At 44.5% G+C, this 23582-nt stretch carries 13 protein-coding genes, 4 tRNA genes and 1 pseudogene; 2 read left to right on the plus strand and 16 right to left on the minus strand.

Going from position 1 to position 23582, the window contains the following annotated elements; translation table 11 throughout:
• Positions 1-4 precede the first annotated feature (4 nt).
• Positions 5-925, plus strand: coding sequence for a hypothetical protein (locus tag ACOJUN_RS21530; protein ID WP_422133924.1), 921 nt, complete (start codon positions 5-7; stop codon positions 923-925).
• Positions 926-1164: 239 nt separating this feature from the next.
• On the opposite strand, the gene ACOJUN_RS21535 is transcribed toward ACOJUN_RS21530, so the two are convergent.
• From ACOJUN_RS21535 to ACOJUN_RS21580, 10 genes and pseudogenes are all read right to left on the minus strand, one after another.
• Positions 1165-3072 carry a SurA N-terminal domain-containing protein gene (locus ACOJUN_RS21535; RefSeq protein WP_422133925.1) on the minus strand — a complete coding sequence of 636 codons (1908 nt, stop codon included), beginning with the start codon at positions 3070-3072 and terminating at the stop codon, positions 1165-1167.
• 338 nt (positions 3073-3410) lie between these two features.
• Positions 3411-3689, minus strand: a pseudogene (locus ACOJUN_RS21540) (HU family DNA-binding protein); the annotation flags it as partial.
• 530 nt (positions 3690-4219) lie between these two features.
• The gene (gene lon, locus ACOJUN_RS21545) at positions 4220-6613 is read right to left on the minus strand and encodes an endopeptidase La (RefSeq protein ID WP_422137112.1); all 2394 of its coding nucleotides are present in this window, start codon (positions 6611-6613) and stop codon (positions 4220-4222) included.
• Between the two features lie 561 nt (positions 6614-7174).
• Positions 7175-8464: an ATP-dependent Clp protease ATP-binding subunit ClpX gene (gene clpX / locus ACOJUN_RS21550; RefSeq protein WP_422133926.1), complete on the minus strand. Its 1290-nt coding sequence runs from the start codon at positions 8462-8464 to the stop codon at positions 7175-7177.
• Between the two features lie 326 nt (positions 8465-8790).
• Positions 8791-9429 carry an ATP-dependent Clp endopeptidase proteolytic subunit ClpP gene (clpP, locus tag ACOJUN_RS21555; RefSeq protein ID WP_422133927.1) on the minus strand — a complete coding sequence of 213 codons (639 nt, stop codon included), beginning with the start codon at positions 9427-9429 and terminating at the stop codon, positions 8791-8793.
• A gap of 164 nt (positions 9430-9593) precedes the next feature.
• Positions 9594-10952 carry a trigger factor gene (gene tig, locus ACOJUN_RS21560; protein ID WP_422133928.1) on the minus strand — a complete coding sequence of 453 codons (1359 nt, stop codon included), beginning with the start codon at positions 10950-10952 and terminating at the stop codon, positions 9594-9596.
• Between the two features lie 230 nt (positions 10953-11182).
• A tRNA-Leu gene (locus tag ACOJUN_RS21565) sits at positions 11183-11267 on the minus strand.
• A gap of 70 nt (positions 11268-11337) precedes the next feature.
• Positions 11338-11413: transfer RNA gene (locus tag ACOJUN_RS21570), tRNA-His, on the minus strand.
• 33 nt (positions 11414-11446) lie between these two features.
• A tRNA-Arg gene (locus ACOJUN_RS21575) sits at positions 11447-11523 on the minus strand.
• Between the two features lie 54 nt (positions 11524-11577).
• Positions 11578-11654 (minus strand) — tRNA-Pro (locus tag ACOJUN_RS21580).
• A 359-nt stretch (positions 11655-12013) separates the two neighbouring features.
• Between ACOJUN_RS21580 and folD the strand changes: the two genes are divergently transcribed.
• Positions 12014-12868, plus strand: coding sequence for a bifunctional methylenetetrahydrofolate dehydrogenase/methenyltetrahydrofolate cyclohydrolase FolD (gene folD / locus ACOJUN_RS21585; protein WP_422133929.1), 855 nt, complete (start codon positions 12014-12016; stop codon positions 12866-12868).
• A gap of 91 nt (positions 12869-12959) precedes the next feature.
• Here the strand turns inward: folD and ACOJUN_RS21590 are convergent, their stop codons facing one another.
• The 6 genes from ACOJUN_RS21590 to ACOJUN_RS21615 all read right to left on the minus strand — a co-directional run bounded on the left by ACOJUN_RS21590 (position 12960) and on the right by ACOJUN_RS21615 (position 23394).
• Positions 12960-14063, minus strand: coding sequence for a hypothetical protein (locus tag ACOJUN_RS21590; RefSeq protein WP_422133930.1), 1104 nt, complete (start codon positions 14061-14063; stop codon positions 12960-12962).
• Between the two features lie 160 nt (positions 14064-14223).
• Entirely contained in the window at positions 14224-15327 is a 1104-nt protein-coding gene (locus tag ACOJUN_RS21595) for a hypothetical protein (RefSeq protein ID WP_422133931.1), read from the minus strand.
• 163 nt (positions 15328-15490) lie between these two features.
• Entirely contained in the window at positions 15491-16594 is a 1104-nt protein-coding gene (locus ACOJUN_RS21600; protein ID WP_422133932.1) for a hypothetical protein, read from the minus strand.
• 235 nt (positions 16595-16829) lie between these two features.
• Entirely contained in the window at positions 16830-19847 is a 3018-nt protein-coding gene (locus tag ACOJUN_RS21605; RefSeq protein WP_422133933.1) for a hypothetical protein, read from the minus strand.
• Between the two features lie 389 nt (positions 19848-20236).
• Positions 20237-20482 carry a death domain-containing protein gene (locus tag ACOJUN_RS21610; RefSeq protein ID WP_422133934.1) on the minus strand — a complete coding sequence of 82 codons (246 nt, stop codon included), beginning with the start codon at positions 20480-20482 and terminating at the stop codon, positions 20237-20239.
• The gene (locus ACOJUN_RS21615; protein ID WP_422133935.1) at positions 20479-23394 is read right to left on the minus strand and encodes a hypothetical protein; all 2916 of its coding nucleotides are present in this window, start codon (positions 23392-23394) and stop codon (positions 20479-20481) included. Before ACOJUN_RS21615 ends, ACOJUN_RS21610 begins: the two co-directional genes overlap by 4 nt.
• Between the last annotated feature and the right edge of the window lie 188 nt (positions 23395-23582).

The following is a 23582-nucleotide window of genomic DNA, read 5'->3' on the forward strand; positions in this document are numbered from 1 at the left end:
GTCAATGAAAACAACCACTCACTCTACGATAAAGCTGTTTTATATAATATCGTTTCTCTTGGCTTTAGCCTCTTCCGAGCGTTCTTATTCATTTGAATTTAACTATAGATATTCAACTTCTGAATATAGATATTCAACTTCTGAAACAGGGGCACAACTTACCGTTGTAAGTAATGGCGTTCAAACAACATACCATGGCTGGCGAGCAACAATCAGATCAATTCCAACACTGGCAGGTGTTAGTATTTTAATAGGCGGCACTTTTCTTACCATTGGTGCAGCAACAGCAGTCACAGGTATTTCAATTGCAGCCCTTCCTGTAACTATCCTCTATGGCTGTCGTAGAGGATTTTCCTTAGTATTGCGAGCAACCAGGAATCTAAGGTTCCCGCCACCAGGAGCAAATGCTGAATTAGACGTACCACCAGAATTCAGTGTCAATTCATCATTAGTGGTTCCAATCAATGAAGCTATTCGGATGAACGAGGAGGATTTGTCTATCTTGATTGATAATGTAGAGCAGCAAGACACTTACATTAATAGACAGGAAGACATTGCCAAGATTATTAATTATTCAGGAGCATCATCTACAATTTATTCAACATTCGATCAACTTTCCAGACAAACCAAATCAGCTCAAATAAAAAATTATATTGTATTACTAACAGTAGAAAACAACTCTAAAGAAAACAAACCACGAGGGCTAACCAGGCATGATGTAGATTTAATGCTGTCAAACAGAACATTCCTATATCATGCATCAGAAACTGATTTAATTGAACATAACGAAAGCATTACACATTGCCTGTTGGACAATATCAAGCGTTATTCAATTAATATATCTAAAGAGCAATTCGAAGGCTGCTTTTTATACTTCATGATGAGTGATCATACGGCTAGAATAATTTTTGTACCATTTTCTTAACAAAGTCACCTGGACCAGCTTTGTCTTTTCCGGATGCAATGTCAGACCACAGTCTTTTAAACGTTGTATGACCTGCTCCGACAGATATTCCGCTTTCTGTTTGGTACGAAAATGGATAGTCGCCACTATGCGGACTGGAACAGCGCCAGTTGGCGCTGCGTGCCGTAATCGGCCAGAAAAAATAAACCCCGATAAAAACCGGGGTTTATGACTGCCATTCGGATTGGGTTAACCTGAGATCACTCTTCTTGTTTAGTGATCTTAACCTTTGCGGTTTCCTTCAGGCTCTTGAGGTACTCGGTAAAGAGGTTACGTCCATTACCGTTAGCGATGTAGCTCGCCATCATTCGATTACTGGCAGTATCTGCCTCGAGTGGCTTACCTTCAACTACTTTACTAAGGGCAACAACAGCGATATCACCATTGGACAATTCGACTGAAGCATAGCTCGACTTCCCGTCTTCAGGATGAGGCATTTTGAAAGATTCAATCAGAAGGGGTTGAGGAACGCCCTGCTCTCTTCTGGCAATCGTCTTGGCCTCAGTCCAGTTCAGACCCTCAGATTCAGCTACCTGCTTAACCGTGTCGCCGGCCACCAGTTTTGCCTGCAGAGCTTCTGCCCTCTTGACCAGCTGCTCTCGTGCTTCTTCAATCTTGAGAGCCTGTACAATGCTGTCCTGCACTTCAGCCATCGGACGCAATTCTGGTTTAAGGTGCTTTTTAACTCTAAGAACCATGGCCTTTTCTGGAGACAGCTCAATCAGTTCACTGTTGGCACCCAGTTCAAGCACATCATCACTGAAGGCAGCTGCAATAACTTTAGCGTTTGAAGTTACATCGGTGCTTCCACCCTGGCGAGTAAAAGGACCTGCCGTCTGGATGGTCAGGCCCAGCTGTTCTGCCGGTTGGGCCAGATCAGATGCTTCGAAGCTGATATCCGCCAGCTTACGGGTTTTTTCCAGATAAATGGTTTCGGCTTCCTGAGCCTTAAGCCCGGTAGCAATTTCATCTTTCAGTTCATCAAAGCTCGGAATGACGGGCTTCTCGCGAGAAGTTAATTTGATGATCTGGACTCCAAAGTCAGTTTCAACTGGCCTGGAAACCTGTCCTGGCTCAAGAGAGGCCACCGTTTCATCAAAAGTATCACCAAAGATGCCTGGTTGAACCTGCCCCATATCACCGCCCTTGGCAGAGGTTACGGGATCGTCCGAGTACTCTTCTGCCAGCCTGGCAAAAGCTTCACCCGCCTTCAGCCTGGACTCTACTTCTGCAGCAATTTTACGAGCTTCTTCCAGTGAGCGCTGATCACCGGTCTGAATCAAAATAGTGGACACTGTTTGTATATCAGCGGCATTCTCTTCGATGTCCTGGAGTCGACGCTGGTATTCATCTTGGACAGCCTGCTCATCGACTTCAAGATCCTCAACCATGGAAGCCCTATCCATTTCTACGAAACTGATCTCAACCTGCTCTGATGTCATGTACTGATCACGGTGGGCTTCGTAGTAGGATTTAACCTGATCTTCAGTCGGTTCAATACTGTCGCGAACTTTTGCAACATCCAGTGTCAGCCAGGTTATCTCACGCTTCTGGCTTTCCAGGGCAGTCAGCCTGTTAATCTCTGACTGGGTGACAAACTCGGAACCTGCAACACCGGCCTGAATTTGCTGCAAAACTGTTTCGTCACTCAAAAGCACACGGAACTGAGCTGGAGACATACCCAAACTGCGGACCATCATCATGAAGCGATCCTGGTCGAATTTACCGTCCTGTTGAAATTCAGGCATACGAACGATCATGGCATCCAGTTCTTTCTGACCTAAACCCATACCACCATTTTTGGCTTCCTGCAGCAGCAGACTGCGATCAATCAGAGATTGAAGAACAGACTCCCTGAGCTGTTTTTCATCAATCAGGGATGGATCAAACTGATCACCCATCTGCTGAATAAGCATTCTTCTCTGTTGCTCCAGCGACTGTGTCAACTGGGCACGGGTGATATCTTCACCGTTAACGCTAGCAACGTTAGGATTATTAGGATTCGGCGCCAGTGTTTCCAGGCCGGTAATCGCCATCATAAAAGCAATGATGCCGACAACAACAAATGTTACCCAGCTCTTTGCCTTATCCCTCATTGATTGGAGCATACTAACCTCAGGTTCCGGGCTCGCTTTAGCTTTATATTCATAGAGACACGAACCTGATGTTCGAGCCCTGTTACGATGACATCACTTACCTCTCTGTAAGCTCTTGAGAATGAGCTCTTGAGACGTAGTGTCAGGTGCTGCTGGTATGACCTTTATCCCCTGACCCGTAAAACGGAGTTTCAGAATTTCAGGCTTCACCAACAAAAAAAGCGCATCTTAAGATGCGCCTTTTCGGAAAGCAGCAAAAAATTAACAGCCTTTTTGAAAACAACTGCAGATTCTTGCCACAGTTCCTTTGTGGTTTGTTGAAGTCTCAGGACTTCATCCCAGGCGCGCTATCAGCTGTTAACCGCATCCTTGAGAGCTTTACCAGCCTTGAAGCTAGGGATCTTGGAAGCAGCAATCTCAATAGGCTCACCGGTTTGAGGGTTACGGCCAGTTCGAGCCGCACGCTCTTTAACAGCGAATGTACCAAAACCAACCAGGACGACCTGTTCACCATCTTTAAGTGCATTGGTGACAGAGTTAATCATGGCGTCCAGGGCACGACCAGCGGCAGCCTTGGGAAGGTCAGCAGATGCCGCAATTGCTTCAATCAGCTCGGACTTGTTCACTCTATTCCCCTTCTTTGTACGATGCTTTTATAGCCAAAAATAGCTATAACCAAAAATAGCTTGTTGGTACTGAAGACAGTCTGACTGCCCCAGATACCATACCTGACGGGTGCTTTGCTATGCTGCGTGATTTTAGCTGAAAACTCAAGCGATAGCGCAGGTTACCCGGTAATTTCTGCCGTTTTCTGCCTAATCTGATCGTATGTTCCAATCAAACAGTTAACAACAGCTCCCCGTTTATTACAGAACGGCCACAACGACTTCGAAATACCCTCTGACTTTCCATCTGAAAGAATCGAACAGGGCAAAAAAGCGAAACAGCATCAAACGAGTTGCAGATTGTATCCGAAACGGATAATTCTCAGGCTCATAAAACCCACAAGAGCCTACTTAACAGCAGACGCTGTTTATACCAATGCCTTATGGGAACTGTCAACAGCGGCAACAACCGCCAATACTGCCTCTGCGCACTAACTCCAAAAAAAAGGCCAGTACTCTTGTACCAGCCTGTTGTTTTAATAGGATCAGTATGCTCAATGGGTCTTGATTAAACGTCTCCTACCAGATGCAGCCTCGGTTTCAAGATCCTTAATAGGCTCTTCATTGTCAGCAGTTGGCATATACTGCAAGGCAATCTCCAGCACTTCATCAATCCACTTCACCGGCACGATCGTAAGGTCTTCCTTGATATTCTCCGGAATCTCTTTCAGATCCCGGCGATTCTCTTCCGGAATAACGACCGTCTTGATACCACCTCGATGTGCCGCCAAAAGCTTCTCTTTCAAACCACCAATGGCCAGCACCTGCCCTCTCAGAGTGATTTCCCCGGTCATGGCAACATCGGCCTTGACTGGAATATCAGTCAGTACAGAAACCAGAGCTGTGCACATGCCGATACCGGCACTTGGACCATCCTTGGGCGTAGCTCCCTCAGGAACGTGAATGTGCAGATCATTCTTCTGGTGGAAATCCTGAGGAATTCCCAGTGAATGGGCTCTGCTACGAACGACAGTCAGGGCAGCCTGGATAGACTCCTGCATAACATCCCCAAGAGAACCCGTCTTGGTAATCTGCCCTTTCCCAGGCACCGCCATTGACTCAATAGTCAGCAGCTCACCGCCAACCTGGGTCCAGGCCAGTCCGGTTACCTGACCCACCTGATCCTGATCTTCCGCCTTACCAAAGCTGAACTTGCGAACCCCCAGGAAATATTCCAGTGATTCAGGGGTCACTGTATCGTAACGCTCTTGAGCAGAAAGTGCTTCATCCTTAACCGCCTTACGGCAAATTTTGGCAATTTCCCTTTCCAGCCCCCGGACGCCTGCTTCCCGAGTGAAGTAACGGATGACATCACGTATGGCGTCTTCCTCAAACTCCAGCTCACCAGCCTTGAGACCACTGTTCTTGATCTGCTTGGTGACGAGATAACGCTGGGCAATATTCACTTTTTCATCTTCGGTGTAACCCGGAATCCGGATCACTTCCATACGATCAAGCAGTGGTGCCGGGATATCCATGGAGTTGGAGGTACAAACAAACATGACATCAGAGAGGTCATAGTCGACTTCCAGATAGTGATCGTTGAATGAGTTGTTCTGCTCGGGATCCAGCACCTCCAACAAAGCTGAAGAAGGATCGCCCCTCATATCAGAACCCATCTTGTCAATTTCATCCAACAGGAAAAGCGGGTTACGCACTTCGGACTTGGCCATTTTCTGTATCAGCTTGCCGGGCATGGAACCAATATAGGTTCTTCTGTGGCCACGGATCTCCGCTTCATCACGAACACCACCGAGAGCCATACGAACAAACTTACGATTAGTAGCCCTGGCAATCGACTCGCCCAAAGAGGTTTTACCAACACCGGGAGGTCCCACCAGACACAGAACAGGACCTTTTATCTTGCGAACACGTTTCTGTACTGCCAGGTATTCCAGAATACGCTCCTTCACCTCTTCCAGACCATAGTGTTCTGCTTCAAGAATATCCTGAGCACGCCTCATGTCATGACGAACTTTGCTGCGCTTTTTCCAGGGTACAGCAATCATCCAGTCGATATAACCACGGACCACAGTCGCTTCAGCGGACATTGGCGACATCATCTTGAGCTTGCTGAGCTCTGCTATGGCCTTCTCTTTCGCCTCGACAGGCATACCTGCATCATCAATCTTCTGTTTCAGCTCTTCCAACTCATTAGGCGTCTCATCCATATCACCCAATTCTTTCTGGATAGCCTTCATCTGCTCATTCAGATAGTACTCACGCTGACTGCGCTCCATCTGTTTTTTGACACGGCCACGAATCTTCTTTTCAACCTGCAGAAAATCCAGCTCACCCTGCATAATACCGATCAGGTATTCCAGCCGCTCACCCAAATCTTCGACTTCAAGCACTTTCTGCTTGTCCTCAATCTTCATGGGCATGTGAGCGGCGACAGTGTCAACCAGCTTGGAGGGCACATTGATTCCTGTCAGGGACGTCAGTACATCAGAAGGCACTTTCTTGCTCAGTTGAACATACTGTTCAAACTGGGACATTAATGACCGGGTCAGAACTTCCGACTCGCGCTCACTGACTTCCTGCTCAATGAATTCCTGAACTTCCGCCGTAACATAATCATTACTTTCATCCAAACGATTGATAGTGACACGGCCCTCACCTTCAACCAAAACTTTGACGGTACCATCGGGTAACTTTAGAAGCTGTAAAATGCTGGCAAGTGTGCCCACCTGAAAAATATCGTCTACGACCGGATCATCGACCTGGGCATTTTTCTGGGCCACCAAAAGAATCTTCTTATCTTGCTCCATGGCAAGGTCAAGGGCCTGTATGGATTTCTCACGCCCGACAAAAAGCGGTATCACCATGTGCGGATACACCACCACATCCCTGAGAGGCAGCAATGGCAGCTCAAAGGGCTCTGACAGATGCAAAGTATCGTTTTTATCCATGACTCAGTCCCCTTACGGCATTTCTACTTACATGACTCCGGTATTATAATGTTCCGGAACGGCTCACAACGGGCAACATCCTGTAAACGTGCAGCACCGTTGGCTTAAGGTTTAAGATGCTTCTTTTTTGCGGAAATTACAATAGTGTTTATTGCTTCCAACTGTGGTAGATTTTCATGATTGAGAAGCTTATCTTCGCAACTTCTTTCGATCAATTCTCTATACAGCCACTGATCTGATTTTTTACAAGACTCTCTACCCACCCGGCAAGTAAAATTTATAGACCTTAGTACCACAATAACGCTGACCCAATTCGTTAATGTAACAGTTTTTGAAGTCTGTCAAGAGCAATGTATCTCTTGTATTTTTCTGTCATCCCCATCAGAGCTGGGCCTATGTAATCCAACACTGAAAAAATAAAGCAATAAGCGTTTTACCAGAATCCCGCTATTTTGGTCGGTTGTGGATTTGCTCCCGGGAAAAAGAAACCCTGCCATTTGACAGGGTTCCCGGTTCTGTAAAAATGCGAACTTATAGTCAACTGTCGTCAGATGCTGCCATCTGTGCTCCAGTGTTTTCATAAATCATAAGCGGTTCAGACTTGCCTTCAATCACGGAAGCGTCAATGACCACTTTGGAAACCGTCCTCTCTGACGGTATGTCGTACATGGAGTCCAGCAAAACACCTTCGAGAATGGACCTTAGACCACGGGCACCCGTCTTTCGTTCCATAGCTTTCTTAGCCACTGCACGCAGAGCGTCTTCACGGAAGTCGACATCGACATCTTCCATTTCGAAGAGCTTTGAATACTGCTTGGTCAGAGCATTCTTTGGTTCGGTCAGAATCTGAACCAGAGCAGCTTCATCCAGTTCTTCCAGCGTGGCAATCACTGGCAGACGACCAATAAACTCCGGAATCAGACCAAACTTAACCAGATCTTCCGGTTCAACCTCTTTAAAGATTTCACTCAGATCCTTCTTGCTATCCTTGCTCTTCACTTCCGCCGAGAAACCAATACCACCTTTATCAGTGCGGTCCCGAATCACTTTATCCAGACCGGCAAAGGCACCACCACAGATAAACAGGATATTGGAGGTATCTACCTGCAGAAACTCCTGCTGAGGATGCTTGCGACCACCTTGTGGCGGAACGGAAGCAACGGTACCTTCAATCAACTTGAGCAGGGCTTGCTGAACACCTTCACCGGATACATCACGGGTAATTGAGGGGTTGTCAGACTTTCTGGAAATCTTGTCAATTTCATCAATATAAACAATGCCCACCTGGGCCTTCTCTACATCGTAGTCACACTTCTGTAGCAGCTTCTGAATGATATTTTCAACATCTTCACCCACATAACCTGCTTCGGTCAGAGTGGTGGCATCGGCAATAGTAAAGGGCACATTTAGCAGCCTTGCCAGTGTCTCGGCCAGCAATGTCTTACCACTGCCGGTAGGCCCGAGCAGCATGATATTACTCTTGCCCAGCTCTACATCATCTTTTTTCTTATCGCCATATCGCAGGCGCTTGTAGTGGTTGTATACAGCAACCGACAACACTTTCTTAGCGCGCGGTTGACCGATCACATATTCGTCGAGAATATCCTTGATTTCCCGGGGTGTCGGCAGCTTGTCAGAGGAAGTCTCTGTTTCACTGTCCTGAATTTCTTCACGGATGATGTCGTTGCACAGATCAACACACTCATCGCAAATAAATACGGAAGGGCCGGCAATGAGCTTGCGCACCTCATGCTGACTTTTTCCGCAGAAAGAGCAGTACAGCAACTTGCCGTTATCTTCACCCTTGCCGCTAGTTTCGTCGGTCATTCGATTACCTGTTGGAGGAACAACACCTGTCATAAAAACAAGATGCAGGCATTGGGACGTATTTTCAAGTGTCAAACAGGAGAAATTACAGAAAAATGGTCTACGAGAGGTTAGTCAGACCTATTTTTCATGCCTCAGGCAGAAACTGTCATGGATTCAATTTACTCCTTCACATTGGGGCAATCTGTTACCAATACTGAGACTGCCTCCACAAAAGCACTCACTGTCCACCTTTGCCTGATTTTAATCTGTTTCTGCCAGATGGTACTCGGGAGTCTGAACAAGAATAGACAGCTCGAGGCTATTTTCGTTCAAACTCCACGCTTTTACTTGTCAGTCGGAATGCGACTACTCAGAACCTTGTCAATCAGGCCGTATTCCATTGCCTGTTCGGCACTCATAAAGTTATCACGGTCAGTATCTTTCTCAACCACTTCCATGGGCTGTCCGGTATGCTTGGCCAGCACATGATTCAAACGTTCCTTGATGGTCATGATTTCCTGGGCGTGAATAGCAATATCAGACGCCTGTCCCTGAAAACCACCCAGCGGCTGATGAATCATCACTCTGGAGTGAGGCAGTGCATAACGTTTTCCGTTAGCACCTGCCGCCAGAAGCAGTGAGCCCATGCTACAGGCCTGCCCGATACACATGGTTGAAACATCCGGTTTAATAAACTGCATGGTGTCGTAAATAGACATACCGGCAGTAACCGACCCACCCGGAGAATTGATATAGAGATGGATATCCTTGTCTGGATTCTCTGACTCAAGAAACAGTAGCTGAGCCACAACCAGATTGGCCATGTGATCCTCAACCTGACCCACCAGGAAGATAACTCTTTCCTTGAGTAGCCTTGAGTATATGTCGTAAGAACGCTCACCTCTGGCGGACTGCTCAACGACAATTGGAACCAGGCCGGAATTGGTGATTGCCACGGATTGCGTTTCGATCAGTCTGGACATGTCCTGTCTTAACTCCTTGCCAAGTCGAAGAGGAACGACCCGCATAGAGCGGGTCGCGAAACGTGTCATGGTTTAACCACTGTAGTGATACAGTGACTAACATTATCGACGCACACAAGGCGTTAATACGGCAGCGCGCGTCAAAACCTTAGACGACGCCCTGATCAGGCCAGCTGTTCTTCGGAAGCTTCGGCTTCTTCAGCAGGAGCAGCTGGCTTGATTGCATCCTGGTAGCTGCATTCGCTATCAGAAACCTTGGCTGCTTCCAGAACAGTATCTACTACCTGCTCTTCCAGAACAACATACTTCACTTCAGAGAGCTGCTCTTCGTTGCTGTAGTACCAGTCGATAACCTGCTGTGGTGTCTGGTAAGCAGAGGCCATTTCTTCAATCATGGCGCGAACGCGATCGTCATCAACCTTGATTTCGCGCTGCTTGACGATTTCACCAATCAGCAGACCCAGAGCTACACGCTTCCTGGCATCTTTTTCAAACAGTTCAGCAGGCAACTGCCTGGGATCGAAACCACCCTGAGCACCACCAAAGCGTTGAACAGCCTGTTCACGCATGCGGTCGATTTCCTGAGTTACCAGTGGCGAAGGAACCTCAATCTCGTGAGTAGTCAGCAGACCGTCCATTACCTGATTCTTAACCTTGCTCTTTATAGCCTGACGCAGTTCACGCTCCATATTCTTGCGAACTTCAGTGCGGAAAGCTTCTTCGCCACCCCCAGCTACGCCGAAACGCTCAAAGAATGCCTCATCAAGTTCTGGCAGAGTGGCAGCCTGCACCTGGTGCACTTTGCAGGCAAACTTAACGGCTTGCCCTTTCAGCTCTTCAGCGTGGTAGTCTTCCGGGAAGGTCAGTTCCAGCGTCTTCTCTTCACCGACTGAAACACCAACCAGACCGTCTTCAAAGCCCGGAATCATCTGACCAGAGCCCAGCTCCAGAGTGGCATTCTCAGCCTTGCCGCCGTCAAACTCTTCACCGTCTTTCTCTCCTGAAGCAAAGGAACCCACGTAATCAAATACGATCTGGTCACCCAGTTCAGCAGCACGCTCTACATCTTCAAAGGTTTTGCTCTGAGCACGCAGAGTTTCTACCATTTCATCGATATCAGCATCGCAAACTTCAGCGACCGGGCGCTCAACTTCAACACCTGCGAAGTCACCCACTACAATCTCCGGATAAACCTCGAAGATGGCTACGAATTCAAAATCCTTGCCTTCTTCGTCATTCTTGGGTTCAACACGGGGCGCACCTGCAGGATTCAAATTTTCCTGGGTTATCGCTTCTACAAACGCCTGTTGCATCTGCTCACCGAGCACTTCCTGACGTGCACCCAGGCCATAGCGACGCTTAACGACCTTCATAGGCACTTTGCCGGGACGGAAACCATCCAGGCGAACACGACGAGACAGATCCTGCAGTCGCTTGTTGATTTCCCCATCGATCTTGTCGGCTGGGATTGTAATTGTCAGGCGACGCTCCAGACCGGAAGTCGTTTCTACGGAGACTTGCATTTGCGTTCCTCAATAAAACCTGAGTTGCAGTACGTATGGAACAAAGGCGCATAGACTAGCAAAAGTACTTATAGGTTGCACCCCGGATCATACAAACAGACCCCTGCCCCTCTCACGCCTCACCAGCGAGCTGGGACTGCGGACTAGTTGCAGAGAGAATGCCCGGCTCAAACAGGCTATTTCTCCAATACAAAAACGGGGATAAGCAAGCTTATCCCCGTATCGTTCACTGGTGCGGATGGAGAGACTCGAACTCTCACGCCTCACGGCACTGGAACCTAAATCCAGCGTGTCTACCAATTCCACCACATCCGCTTACAGCACTTTACTGATGCTGCTTAACTCTTGACAAACCAAATATCGGGCTTAAACCCTTTTTTCATACTGGGGTGGACGATGGGGTTCGAACCCACGACCACCGGAATCACAATCCGGGGCTCTACCAACTGAGCTACGCCCACCAGCAATAACCGACTCTTCGAGACAGTTAATTATGGCGCGCCCGGCAGGATTCGAACCTGCGACCATCCGCTTAGAAGGCGGATGCTCTATCCAGCTGAGCTACGGGCGCATCATAAGTCATCACTCGTCTAAACATTAAGAACATTTTAACCAGTGATTAATCTGGTCGGGGTAGAGAGATTCGAACTCCCGACATCCTGCTCCCAAAGCAGGCGCGCTACCAGACTGCGCTATACCCCGAGTTATGGATAACTTTCTGTTAATCCAATGTGCTGATCGTTGCAGCGCGGCGAATATTACCCAGAAGAGAGTGTCTCGTCAACGTCGATTTAATTCAATCATCTGAGCCATCAACGAGTCGCCGGACTTGAGCTCCGCCTTGCTTCCAACGGCAAACAATCTAACACAGGAGTACCAGACTGACCAGACTCGAAACGTTCATTTTTTGAGCCGAAAACAATCACCCGGGTCACTCGGCACTCCAGGAGAACTCCATCTAATAGCTATAGGTATCTTCGACCTATTCAATTCATGAACAATAAAGAACTTCCATGATAAAATGGGCAACTCGTCCGCTTAACAGGCATCCACCAAGAACCATGACCGCTAGAATCATTGACGGCAAGGCCATTGCCGAAAAACTGAAAGATTCCATTGCTGAACGCGTCAAACAACGGATTGTACAGGGACTCAGGGTACCGGGTCTTGCTGTCGTTCTGCTGGGTGACGACCCTGCCTCCCAGGTGTACGTAGGCAAAAAAAGAAGTGACTGTGAACGTGTTGGCTTTCACTCTGTTTCTCATGACCTGCCTGCTTCTACCAGCGAAGCAGACCTTTTGGGCCTTATTGACCAGCTGAATGAGGACCCGGCCATTGATGGCATCCTGGTTCAGCTGCCACTGCCAGAGCACATCAACTGCGACCCTGTATTAGAACGCATTCGTCCTGACAAAGACGTAGATGGTTTCCACCCTTATAATATTGGCCGTCTGGTTCAACGCATCCCAATGCTGCGCCCCTGCACACCAAAAGGTGTTATGACCCTGCTAGAGAGTACCGGTGAAGCCATTCGCGGCAAAAATGCAGTGATCGTTGGCGCATCCAACATCGTTGGCCGCCCCATGACCATGGAATTACTGTTGGCAGGCTGCACAACAACAACAGCTCATCGCTTTACCCACGACCTCAAAGAGGTTGTAGGCGGAGCCGAGATTCTGGTGGTTGCCGTTGGCAAACCAGGACTGGTCAAAGGTGAATGGGTTAAAGAAGGTGCAATAGTCATCGACATCGGCATTAACCGTATGGACGACGGTCGACTGGTAGGTGATATCGAGTTCGAAACGGCACAGCAGAGAGCCAGTTGGATCACGCCTGTACCAGGCGGTGTGGGCCCGATGACCGTGGCCACTCTGCTGGAAAACACACTTTACGCAGCGGAACACCTTCACGACTGACCGCGCAACGTTTGAAAAGCTCCGTTAAACAGGCCGGAGCTTCTTTACTCTGTATCAATGTCCTTATTTCGCACTTCACTTTTAACTCGCATCAGGCATCCAAACCAGATGTGTATAGTGAAAGGCTATGATCTTTTGTCAGGAGAAACAATTTGGCTAAGCGCTTGAGTTCTTTCTTTGCTCTGAACCTTTCTACAATACTTGTCGGAAAGTCCAGGCTTTTGAAAGGAAGCCCGTACAGACTCATATCCTTAGTATCTACAACTACGGACATTGGACGATCTAGGGTGTCACCGACAAACAACTGTTTTATGGGAATACCTTTTGAAGATACAAAATCGATCAAGCTCAAAAAACCGTTTTCCATACCTAAATATTGATACCAGCCACCGACAATATGACACTCGAGGCTTCTCATTTGTTGTTGATCACAAAACTTGTAAATATCTGACAGCTTTTCATATGAAAAATCAGCAGCCCCAAAATGACCAAGTAGCAGTTTACTTTGAGACCCGTCAAAAAGAGCAAGACAAATGCAGGGAGCGAGAGCCGTGGTAAATATATATCGTGGCGAACCATCTGTGAACCCCAATTCATCCATATTGACTCTTAACATAGAGGTATCAGCATCCCTTAATGCCCGGGGATTATAAAAAGGGGTAAAAGGCTTCGTTTCAAGTAGCACTTCCTGACCATACAAAGTATGAACGTAGGCCTCAGGAGCAACCTTGAGCTCTACAGTTAATTGTTTCTCCTTATAGCCTTTCCGAGCAATAGGAATCAGCCTTTCCGCTCTGATTATATCAGGGATATCTGTACCTTCGAACGCATTTCCGATTAAAGCGTGATATTCACCATCTTTAAAATAGTTGTCCTGATTCACATTATTTCTTTTAGTCAAATCAAAAATAAGCCTATCTTTATTCATGCTAACAGTAATTCCTTTTTTTCCTGAAACAATATCGTGAATCTTTTTGAATAGATGACTTCTACGATCATCATCAGCAGAGTACTTTCTTAAACTGACAGGTGTTTGTTGATAACCCCTCATCCCCTGATCGCCATGGGAGATTACAGGCTCGACACTCGCAACAGAATACCCCTGATGTGTTACCTGTTCTTTTAACTGGTTATTTGAAGTGTGTTTTATAGAAGTAAAAACAAGGTCTGCATCCAGGCCTACTTTTGGGTCCATAATACAATTCCTTAAACTACTCAGCTACTTGATTTCGGCAGTCGTTCACGCTCATTACGAACAACTTTGCAACAATGTCTGACATAGTTACACCTCCAGTTTTTTATCCTTAGCGTGCCACTAAGGGTGCCCTTTTGACTTGTTTCAGTTTCAATTCACTTCAGGAATCCAAACCAGCTGTCAATAATGAAAGACTGTGTTTTTTTGTTATGAGACGCATCGTTGCCATATGCCTGAACTTTTCCTTTGTTGAATCCATTTCATAGTGGCTTACTGGAAAATCAAGTTCACAAAAAGGAAGCTTATACAAGCTCATGTCTCTGGTATCTATGACTATAGATTTTGGGCGATCTTTGGTATCTCCTACAAACATCTGGTTTATGGGTATGTCTTTTGAAGATATATAATCTATCAAAGTTAAAAAACCGTTTTTCTGACCTAGATAATTATATTGACCGCCTACAATGTGACACTCAAGGCTTTTCATTTTTTGCTCATCACAAAAATCAAAGATCTCTGATAGATTTTTGGGTGAAATACTTGTTCCACCAAAGTGACAAAGTACCACTTTATTTTGAGATTTATCAAAAAAAGCGATACAAATGCAGGGGTAAAGACCTGTAGTAAAAATGTATCGTGGTGAGCCATCGCTAAACCCCACTTCAAACGCATCTACCCTCAGCATCGAAGTATTAACGTCATTTAAAGCTTGAGAATTATAAAAAGGTGCAATTGGTAGTGTTTTAAGAGTCGTCTCTTCTCCATATAGAGTATGGACATAGGCAGTAGGAAAATGCTTAAACTCTAAAAGCATTTGATTTTCACTATCACCTTTCTGAACAACAGGAATTAGTCTTTCAGATCTAATTAAATCAGGGATATCTGTGCCATCAAATAGATGTCCTAATTTAGCATGACACCCTAAGCATGTAAAAAAGCCACCCTGATCATCAATGATTTTTTCAGTTAAATCAAAAGCAAGCCTTCCTTTATTGACGACAACAGGGATTCCGGTTTTTTCTAAAAAAACATCTTGTATGTGTTTAAAGACTTGTTTCCCAGGATGATCATAAGCGGTGTATTTTCTTAAACTGATAGGAGTTTGCTGACAGGCACTCATCCCATAGGAACCAGACGAAACCAGAGGCATAACACTCAAAACAGTATGCCCCTTATTATTTCCCTGCTCTTTAATTTGGTTGTTTGAAGTGTGATCTATGGAAGCAAACACACAGCTTTCATGCAAGCCTGTTCTTGGGTCCATATATAATTCCTCAATCTTAAATCACTCAGTTATTTTAGAGACTTTATTTCGAGAATCGTTCACTTTTATTACTAACAACATTGCAAGAAAGGCCGACAATATCCTCCAGTCTTTGAACATACTGTGTCACGAAGGCTGCCCTTTCCACTCGTTTCAGTTTAAATCAGGCATCCAGACCAGCCGTTAATAATGAAAGGCTATGATTCTTCGTTATGAGAGGCATCTTTGCTATACGCCTAAGTTTCTTTTTCGATACATACATGTCTTGGCTGCTTGCAGGAAAAGCAAGATCACTAAAAGGAAGCCCATACAAACTCATATCCCTGGTGTCTATAACTACCGATTTTGGACGGTCTTTACTATCACCAACAAACATCTGTTTTATGGGAACACCTTTTGCGGATATAAAGTCAATTAAATCTAAAAAACCGTATTTCTGACCTAGAAACTCACATTCTCCACCAACAATATGGCATTCAAGGCTTTTCATTTTCTGCTGATCGCAAAAATCAAAAATTTCTGATAGTTTTTCAGATAAAAAATCTGTACCAGCAAAGTGACAAAGTAGCACCTTATTTAGAGATTTATCAAAAAAAGCAACACAAATGCAGGGGTAAATGCCTGTAGTAAAAATGTATCGTGGCGAGCCATCTATGAACCCCACATCAAACATATCCAGCCTTAACATAGAACTATCAACATCGTTTAATGCTTCAGGATTATAAAAGGGCATAATAGATAGTGTTTTAAGTGGCGTCTCTTCTCCATAAAGAGTATGCACGTAGGCCCCAGGAAAACACTTAAACTCTAAAATGAATTGACTTTTACTATCACCTTTCAGAACAATAGGAATTAGCCTTTCAGCTCTGATTAAATCAGGGATATCCGTACCATTGAAGGCACTTGTGATTAAATAATGATATTCACCAAATTCTAAAAGCCGATCCTGTTCTTCATTGATTTTTTTAGTTAAATCATAAACAAGCCTGTCTTTATTGATTCCAACAGTGATTCCATATTTTTTTGAAATAACATCTTGAATATGTTTAAAGACATGACTTAAAGGATGATCATAAGCGGTGTATTTTCTTAACCTGATGGAGGTTTGCTGACAGGCACTCACCCCTGGTAAATCAGAGCCGACTACAGGCTCCACACTGACTAGGGTATGACCCTGATACGTTACCGGCTCTTTTGCCTGGTTATTTGGACAATTATTTGTAGCAGCAAAGGAGCCACTAGCCTCCATATTTATGTTTGAGTACAATGTAGAACCCTCTAACTCTTACATCTCAGACTATTTTAGAGTCTCAGTTTTGATATTTGTTCAATATTCTTACTAACATCTTCGCAAGAAATCCTGACAAAAACATTCAGATTCTTTATCAGATATGCCGTTTAACCCCGTGTTCTGAAGACTGTCACAAAACTACAACAACTCGTTCCCACGCTACGAGCTACAGAGCCAAAAAGCATGGGAACAAGCTGAAAAGCCAATAGTTTCAAAGACCATAACGATCCATTACTTCGCGCTTAAGATCATTTCGTTTTATTTTTTCAAGAACAAGCAGTAAGTCTTTAAAGGTAAGTCCAACTTTCCTTTTTTTCCATCGTTCCAGCATTTCCATTGCCTTTCCATCATCTTCATCGATATCATCATCAATACTCCTTAGGTTGTGATTACTAAAAACACCCGTTTGTCTGGCAAAATTCTTCCAATCTTTGCCTAGTTTAAGACCAATATTCAGCAATTCTCCCAGTGGTAAAGGAGCTTTCATAATTACCGCCTGTGGAGTGCCTGTTTTAAATGGATGATACCGCGGATGTTTCGATACATACTCAGCGGCTTGCGTTAACGGAAAAAATTCGTGATTAACTTCCCAAGACAATAGATCAGATAATTCTTTGGGTACCATACCAAAGATCAAAAACATACTACGAATGAATTCGTCTCTTTCTTCTGGCTCACTAAGCTCCAATGCCTCAACAAGCTTTTCTCTGGCTTTAAGGGTAAAATCTATCAAAAGCTCAAGTTCTTTACTGGGTAGCTCTTCAGCCAAAAGACTATGTTCAGGAAATATACCACTTAAACGATACGATAACATTGATCTTATAAGAACTAAAGCAGTAAACATACCCCTAACATCTTCACATTTTGATGATCCATCGCCAGAAACATTTAATGCTAGTCCCTGAAGTGTTTGATGATCAGGCATTTCAAGCAAATTATTTTTGTTAGATGGAGTAATAAAAGAATATTGACCTTGGCTCGCATAGCCCCACATAATAATGTCAAACCCTCGGCCATCAATAACCGGAAAACCAAAAATATACTTAGCATAAACATCTCTGGCTAATTTATTTAACATTTCTATTGTTTTAAATCCCGACGGAACAGTTTGTTCTTGTAGTAGACGCCCCGTCTTTTTAAAAAGCTGATAAATAGAATTAATTAGCACCACTTTCTTTTCGCGAACTAACCCTGAATAAAAAACTTGGTCTGAGTCATCAGATATCAAAAGATTATTATCCACCAGGCTGTTCAGCAATTCGTTTTTGAATCGCACCAGCGCAACTTCGTCTATATATACATTTCTATATAATGCAAGCGCTATAATAATTCTCGTCACCTCGAGATGCTCTTCGACTCCCTGCGATGTTGCCAACTCACCAACATCTGAAATAAGATCATAAAGTGACAAGTTGTTCTTTACAAAACGAATCCATTTCGAATGAAAATCACTAAGAGTTTTTTTGTCTGAAAAAAAACTATGAGTTAAAAGGTTATAAATTTCTGGGAAAATATAGTGATCATTAGTGTGAAAAAGATTTGCTCTGCGCCTTTCATTTAATTTCAAATTTTTGAACCATTGGAATACCTCGAGTGCTGAAGTATCAGCATCTTTTGTTCCTGACACCGGTATTTCTCTATCTTGTCTAGTGGCAAGAGGCTGTTCTTCAGTCGCCTCCTGTTCTACCACTTTGATTCCTGACGCTCGTATTTTCCTAACTCTTCCTACTAAAGGAAGCCGTTTTTTAGCCGGTTCCTGCTCAAGTACACAAGACTCACGATCCAGACATTCTTTACATTTATTGAAAGCTAATACCGGTTTATTACAATTTTGGCATAACCCATTGTTTGAAGATCCACCTGACCCATCGTCGCCCCCACTCCCATTTCCACCTCGGCTACCTTGACTTTCACGACCATTGTCTTGTTTAAACCGGGTATTGGCAGGTTGGGTTTCACTAAGGTCGGCCATTTGTTTTTCAGCCTCACTGCTTCCCCCGGAGTGGCTGATCCCGGTGGGGACATGGCCCGGAAAAACGGTCACGCTGCGTAATTGTTTGGGACTTAAAATAAACTCGTGCTGTGCATAACGACGATAGTCTTCCGTTTGTAACGGCTGTGCCGGTTGACTGCTCAAGAAATGCTCAAATGCAACTTCCGGATTATCGGGATTTTTGGACAATGCCAGAAAAAGCCCTGAACTCCTTTCAAGATTTGCACCCCTTATCTTATTCCAAAGTTCCTGCGAAATAATAATCACCTGCTCATTCCAACCCCGTTTGATTTTGAGCACAATCCGGGTATCCCAAATTTGTTTTTTTACGGTCTGCCCGCCGGCGACAGGCACCAGGATCATTCTACTGACCGGCTGACTCGTTAATTCAAAAGAGTAAAGGGGAGCCATCCCATTTCCTGGCTTTTTCTTGAATAAATCACCTAAATCATCGCCACCACCAAAACCGCCACCACCAGAGCTTATGTAAGGCTCGCTGTTATCCGCAGTCTCAGAGGTTCCGGGTATTGCAAAAGGCCCACTGAAACGGCTGCTGCCATCAGGCTTACCAGGCCCATTTTGTACAGGTTGTTTATTACGGTAAAAAATATCGACAAATGATGCTTTTTTGCTATTAGATGCGTTGCTGCCCGATGACGACTTTAAAGCAGCGTTTTCTGAAAGAATACCGCTACATTCCGGTTCAATAACCCATCCATTACCATTGTCTTCGATGGCCAGAACCAAAGACTGATTACCTGCCGGTAAACGCCATCTGGCCGAGTACTCATGCTGCCGGAAACCACTGTCTTGTGCCGATTCGACCCGTCTCATTCTCCCATTTTGTATATCCATCATACCCTGACCCGTTAGAGGTTTTTTAATGACAGGAGGGGAGGGAAAATTTCCTGTCGATAATGCAGGAGGCGTCCTGAAACAAAAATTAAACAGGTCACCCGGTTGGCTATCGAGGATGATGTAAAGCTGATTTTTCTCCAGTTCAGAAACTGTTTTACCGCTCTCTTCAAGCGTCTTGCGATCATAAGTAAGAAGGAGGGGCGGATTGCTCCCTATAAACGACAGTTTGTTAATCTCTCCTGATGCCTCACCCCACTTCTCAGTGTCTTTGGGAGAACTCCCCCAATCTGGCCAACTCAACAGGCTGGTATAAGCAGAACTGTGACCTGCAAGTGGCAAAATAAAAGACAGAATGAACAACAGAAACAAGCGAGTCATAGCGAAAATCCTTGCCGTTTTCATAATGAGTTTTGCCTACAAATTTTATTGAGGAGGGATAACAATAGACCCTAAATTTGAAGTTGTTTTATCTATTCCCATCTTTTCTGATATTTCTCGAAAAAACCTTTAAAATTAGCAGCCAAACTACTATTAAACGTCGCCATCACTTTGCCCCTAAAATAACAAAATCAATGTTGTTGCTTGACAGCTCAGGCAGTACCTGAATCAGTCAAATCAGGCTGCTGCGGGTTCGAGTAATGGGATCTCCTGCTACAGCAGTAAAAATCGGAAGCAGGAGAAGATTATTATATCCGGTCGATTAGCCAAATACAGGGATAGCCATTTTAGTTCTCTTGGGGAGCCAGCCGGATAAAAAGTCAACAATTTCACAAATGATAACGATCTACTACCTCGGTTATAAGATCAAATCGTCCGATTAGTGCAAAAACATCCAGCAAGTCATTGAAGGTAATCCGAAATTTCATGCTTTTCCATTTTTTCATCATTGCCCCTGCCTTATCATCAAACCCAACGTTAGCTTTATCAATCTCTATTATATGTTTTTCATTAAGAACACCGGTATTTCTGGCAAATTTTTGCCAATCAATACCTATTTTAAAACCAATATTCAAGAGTTCCTCTTGGCTACGGTAGAGTCCAAAGTTACAGACTGTGGTGTGCTTTTTTTGACAAATGAGGAACAATCGATATCGAGTCTGGAACACACATCCAGGATTTCCGCTGTATCAGAATTCAAGGTTAGAGGCTGTAGCGCGCTTATTTCTGATTCATGATCCTGTGGATATGCGTCTGCATGTGCAGCGGCTTGCGTTAACGGAACAGGTTCGGGATCCAATGATTCATCTAACAGCTCATCCGATAGCTTCTCAGGAACCATACCAAAGATCATAAACATACTACGTATAAATTTGTCTTTTTTTTCTGATCCAGCCTGTTCCAGAACCTTAACAAGCGCTTCATGGGCTTTAATGCTAAAAGCGCTTAAAAGCTCAAGTTGCTCACTGGGTAAATCTTTCGTAAAACTGGCATATTCAGGGAACATATCATTTAAACGTTGTCCGTGCATTGATCCTATAAGAACAAAGGCGGTAATCATAGCTTCAACAGCACCAAAATCCAAATATTCATTGGCAGTAACTCCTAATGCCAGCATATGAAGTGATTGACTAATGATTCCACTTATAAAATCTTTGTTATATGGAGTAATAAAAGAATATTCACCACTACTCCCACAGCCCCACATAAGAATTCCTGGTGTGTCCTCATATTCCATTTCCAGATCCGGAAGACCAAAACCATACTTAGCATAAACATCTCTGGCAAATTTATTTAACATTGATATTGTTGTAAATCTCGATGGAAATCTTTCACTCTGTAGAGGTCGACTCGTTTTTTCAAATATCTGATAAATATTATTAATTAACTCTGCTTTTTCCTGGCGACCTAATCCTGGATAAAAAACTTTACCTGGGTCATCAGAAGCGAAAAAATCATTTCTCATTAAGTAGTTCAGCAATTCGTTTCTGAATTGTTTCAAACCGATTTCGTTCTCAAAGTCATCCCTGTAAACAGCAAGTGCTTTAACAATTTTTGCCACTTCAACATAATCTTCAATTCCCTGAGATTTTGCCAATTCCCCCACATCTGAAATAAGGTGATAAAGAGATAGACTGCCATTTAAAAACTTAACCCATTTCGAATGAAATTTACGTAGCGTATTTTTATCTGACATAAAACTTTGAGTTAAAAGTCTATAAAGCTCTGGGAACTTATAGTAATCATTAATGCGAAAACAATCTTCTCTCTGACTTTCATTTGATTCCAACATTTTGAACCATTCAAATACCTGGATTGCTGAAGTATCAGCATCTTTTGTTCCTGATACAGGTACTTCCCTATTTTGACTTATTGCAGGAAGCAGTTCTCCAGTCGATACCAGCTCAACAACACTGGCTCCTGACACAGGCTTTCCCTCATATTGTCTTATTGCAGGAAGCAGTTCTTCAATCGGATCCTGCTCAAGTACACTGGATTCACGATCCAGACATTCTTTGCATTTATCGAAAGCCAGTACCGGTTTATTACAATTTTGGCATAACCCACTGTCTGGTGATCCATCTGACCCATCGTCTCCTCCACTCCCACTTCCACCTCTGCTGCCTTGATCTTGATGACCATCGCCACTTTGAAACTGCGTATTGGTAGGCGGAGTCCTATTAACGTCACCCTTTTGATTTTCAGCCTGACTGGTTCCGGTTCCTCCAGAATGGCCTATCCCTGTAGGAACAGTACCCGGAAAAACGGTCACGCTGCGTAATTGTTTGGGACTTAAAATGAACTCTTGCTGTGCATAACGACGATAGTCTTCTGCCTGCAAAGGCTGTGCTGGGTGACTGCTCAGGTAATGATAAAATGCAGCTTCAGGATTATCAGGATTTCTGGACAACGCCAGAAAAAGCCCTGAACTCCTTTCAAGATTTGCACCCCTTATCTTATTCCAAAGTTCCTGCGAAATAATGATCGCCTGCTCATTCCAACCCTGCTTGATTTTGAGCACAATCCGGTTATCCCAAATCTGTTTTTTTGCGGTCTGGCCGACTGCGCCAGGAACAGGCATCAGGATCATTCTACTGAATGGCTCACTCGTTACTTCGAAAGAGTAAAGAGGAGCCATCCCATTTCCTGGCTTTTTCTTGAATAAATCGTCTAAATTATCGCCACCACCAAAACTGCCACCGCCAGAGCTTATGTATGGCTCGCTGTTATCAGCAGTATCAGAGGCTCCGGGTATCGCAAAAGGCCCACTGAAACGGCTGCTGCCTTCAGGAATATCAGGCCCATGTTTTACAGCCTGTTTATTAAGGTAAAAAATATCGACAAATGATGCTTTTTTGCTATCGAATGTGCTGCTGCCCGATGACGACTTAAAAGCAGCGCTTTCTGAAAAAATACCGCTACATTCCGGTTCTATAACCCACCCATTATCATTGTCTTCAATGGCCAGAACCAAAGACTGATTACCTGCCGGTAAACGCCATCTGGCCGAGTACTCATGCTGCCGGAAACCACTGTCTGGTGCCGATTCGACCCGTCTCATTCTTCCATTTTGTATATCCGTCATACCCTGATGAGATACAGTCTTCTTAATTACAGGAGGGAAGGGAAAATTTCCAGTCGAAGATGCGGGGGGCGTCCTGAAACAAAAATTAAACAGGTCGCCCGGTTGGCTATCGAGGATAATATAAAGCTGATTGTTCTCCAGTTCAGAAACTGTTTGACCGCTCTCTTCAAGCATCTTGCGATGATAAGTAAGAAGAAGGGGCGGATTGCTCCCGATAAACGACAGTTTGTTAATTATCCCTGATACCTCGCCCCGCTTCACAATGTCTTTGGAAGAACTCCCCCAATCTGGCCAGCGCACCAGGTTACTATAAGCAAAACTGTGACCAGCAAATGGTAAAATGACAGACAGGATGAATAAAAGAAACAGGCGTGTCATAGCGAGAAGCCTTGCCGTTTTCATAATTGGGTTTGCCTACAAATTTTATTAAGCAGGGATAACAATAGACCTTAAATTTGAAGTTGTTTTATTTTTTCTCACCTGTTCTGATATCTATCGAAAAAACCTTTAAAATTCGCAGCCAAGTTACTATAAACGTCGCATCACTCTTCTGTCACGACAACTCTGTCGGCCCCGGAAAAAGACGTGAA

The organism is Endozoicomonas sp. ALD040 (genome assembly GCF_049275945.1).
GTDB lineage: Bacteria > Pseudomonadota > Gammaproteobacteria > Pseudomonadales > Endozoicomonadaceae > Endozoicomonas_A.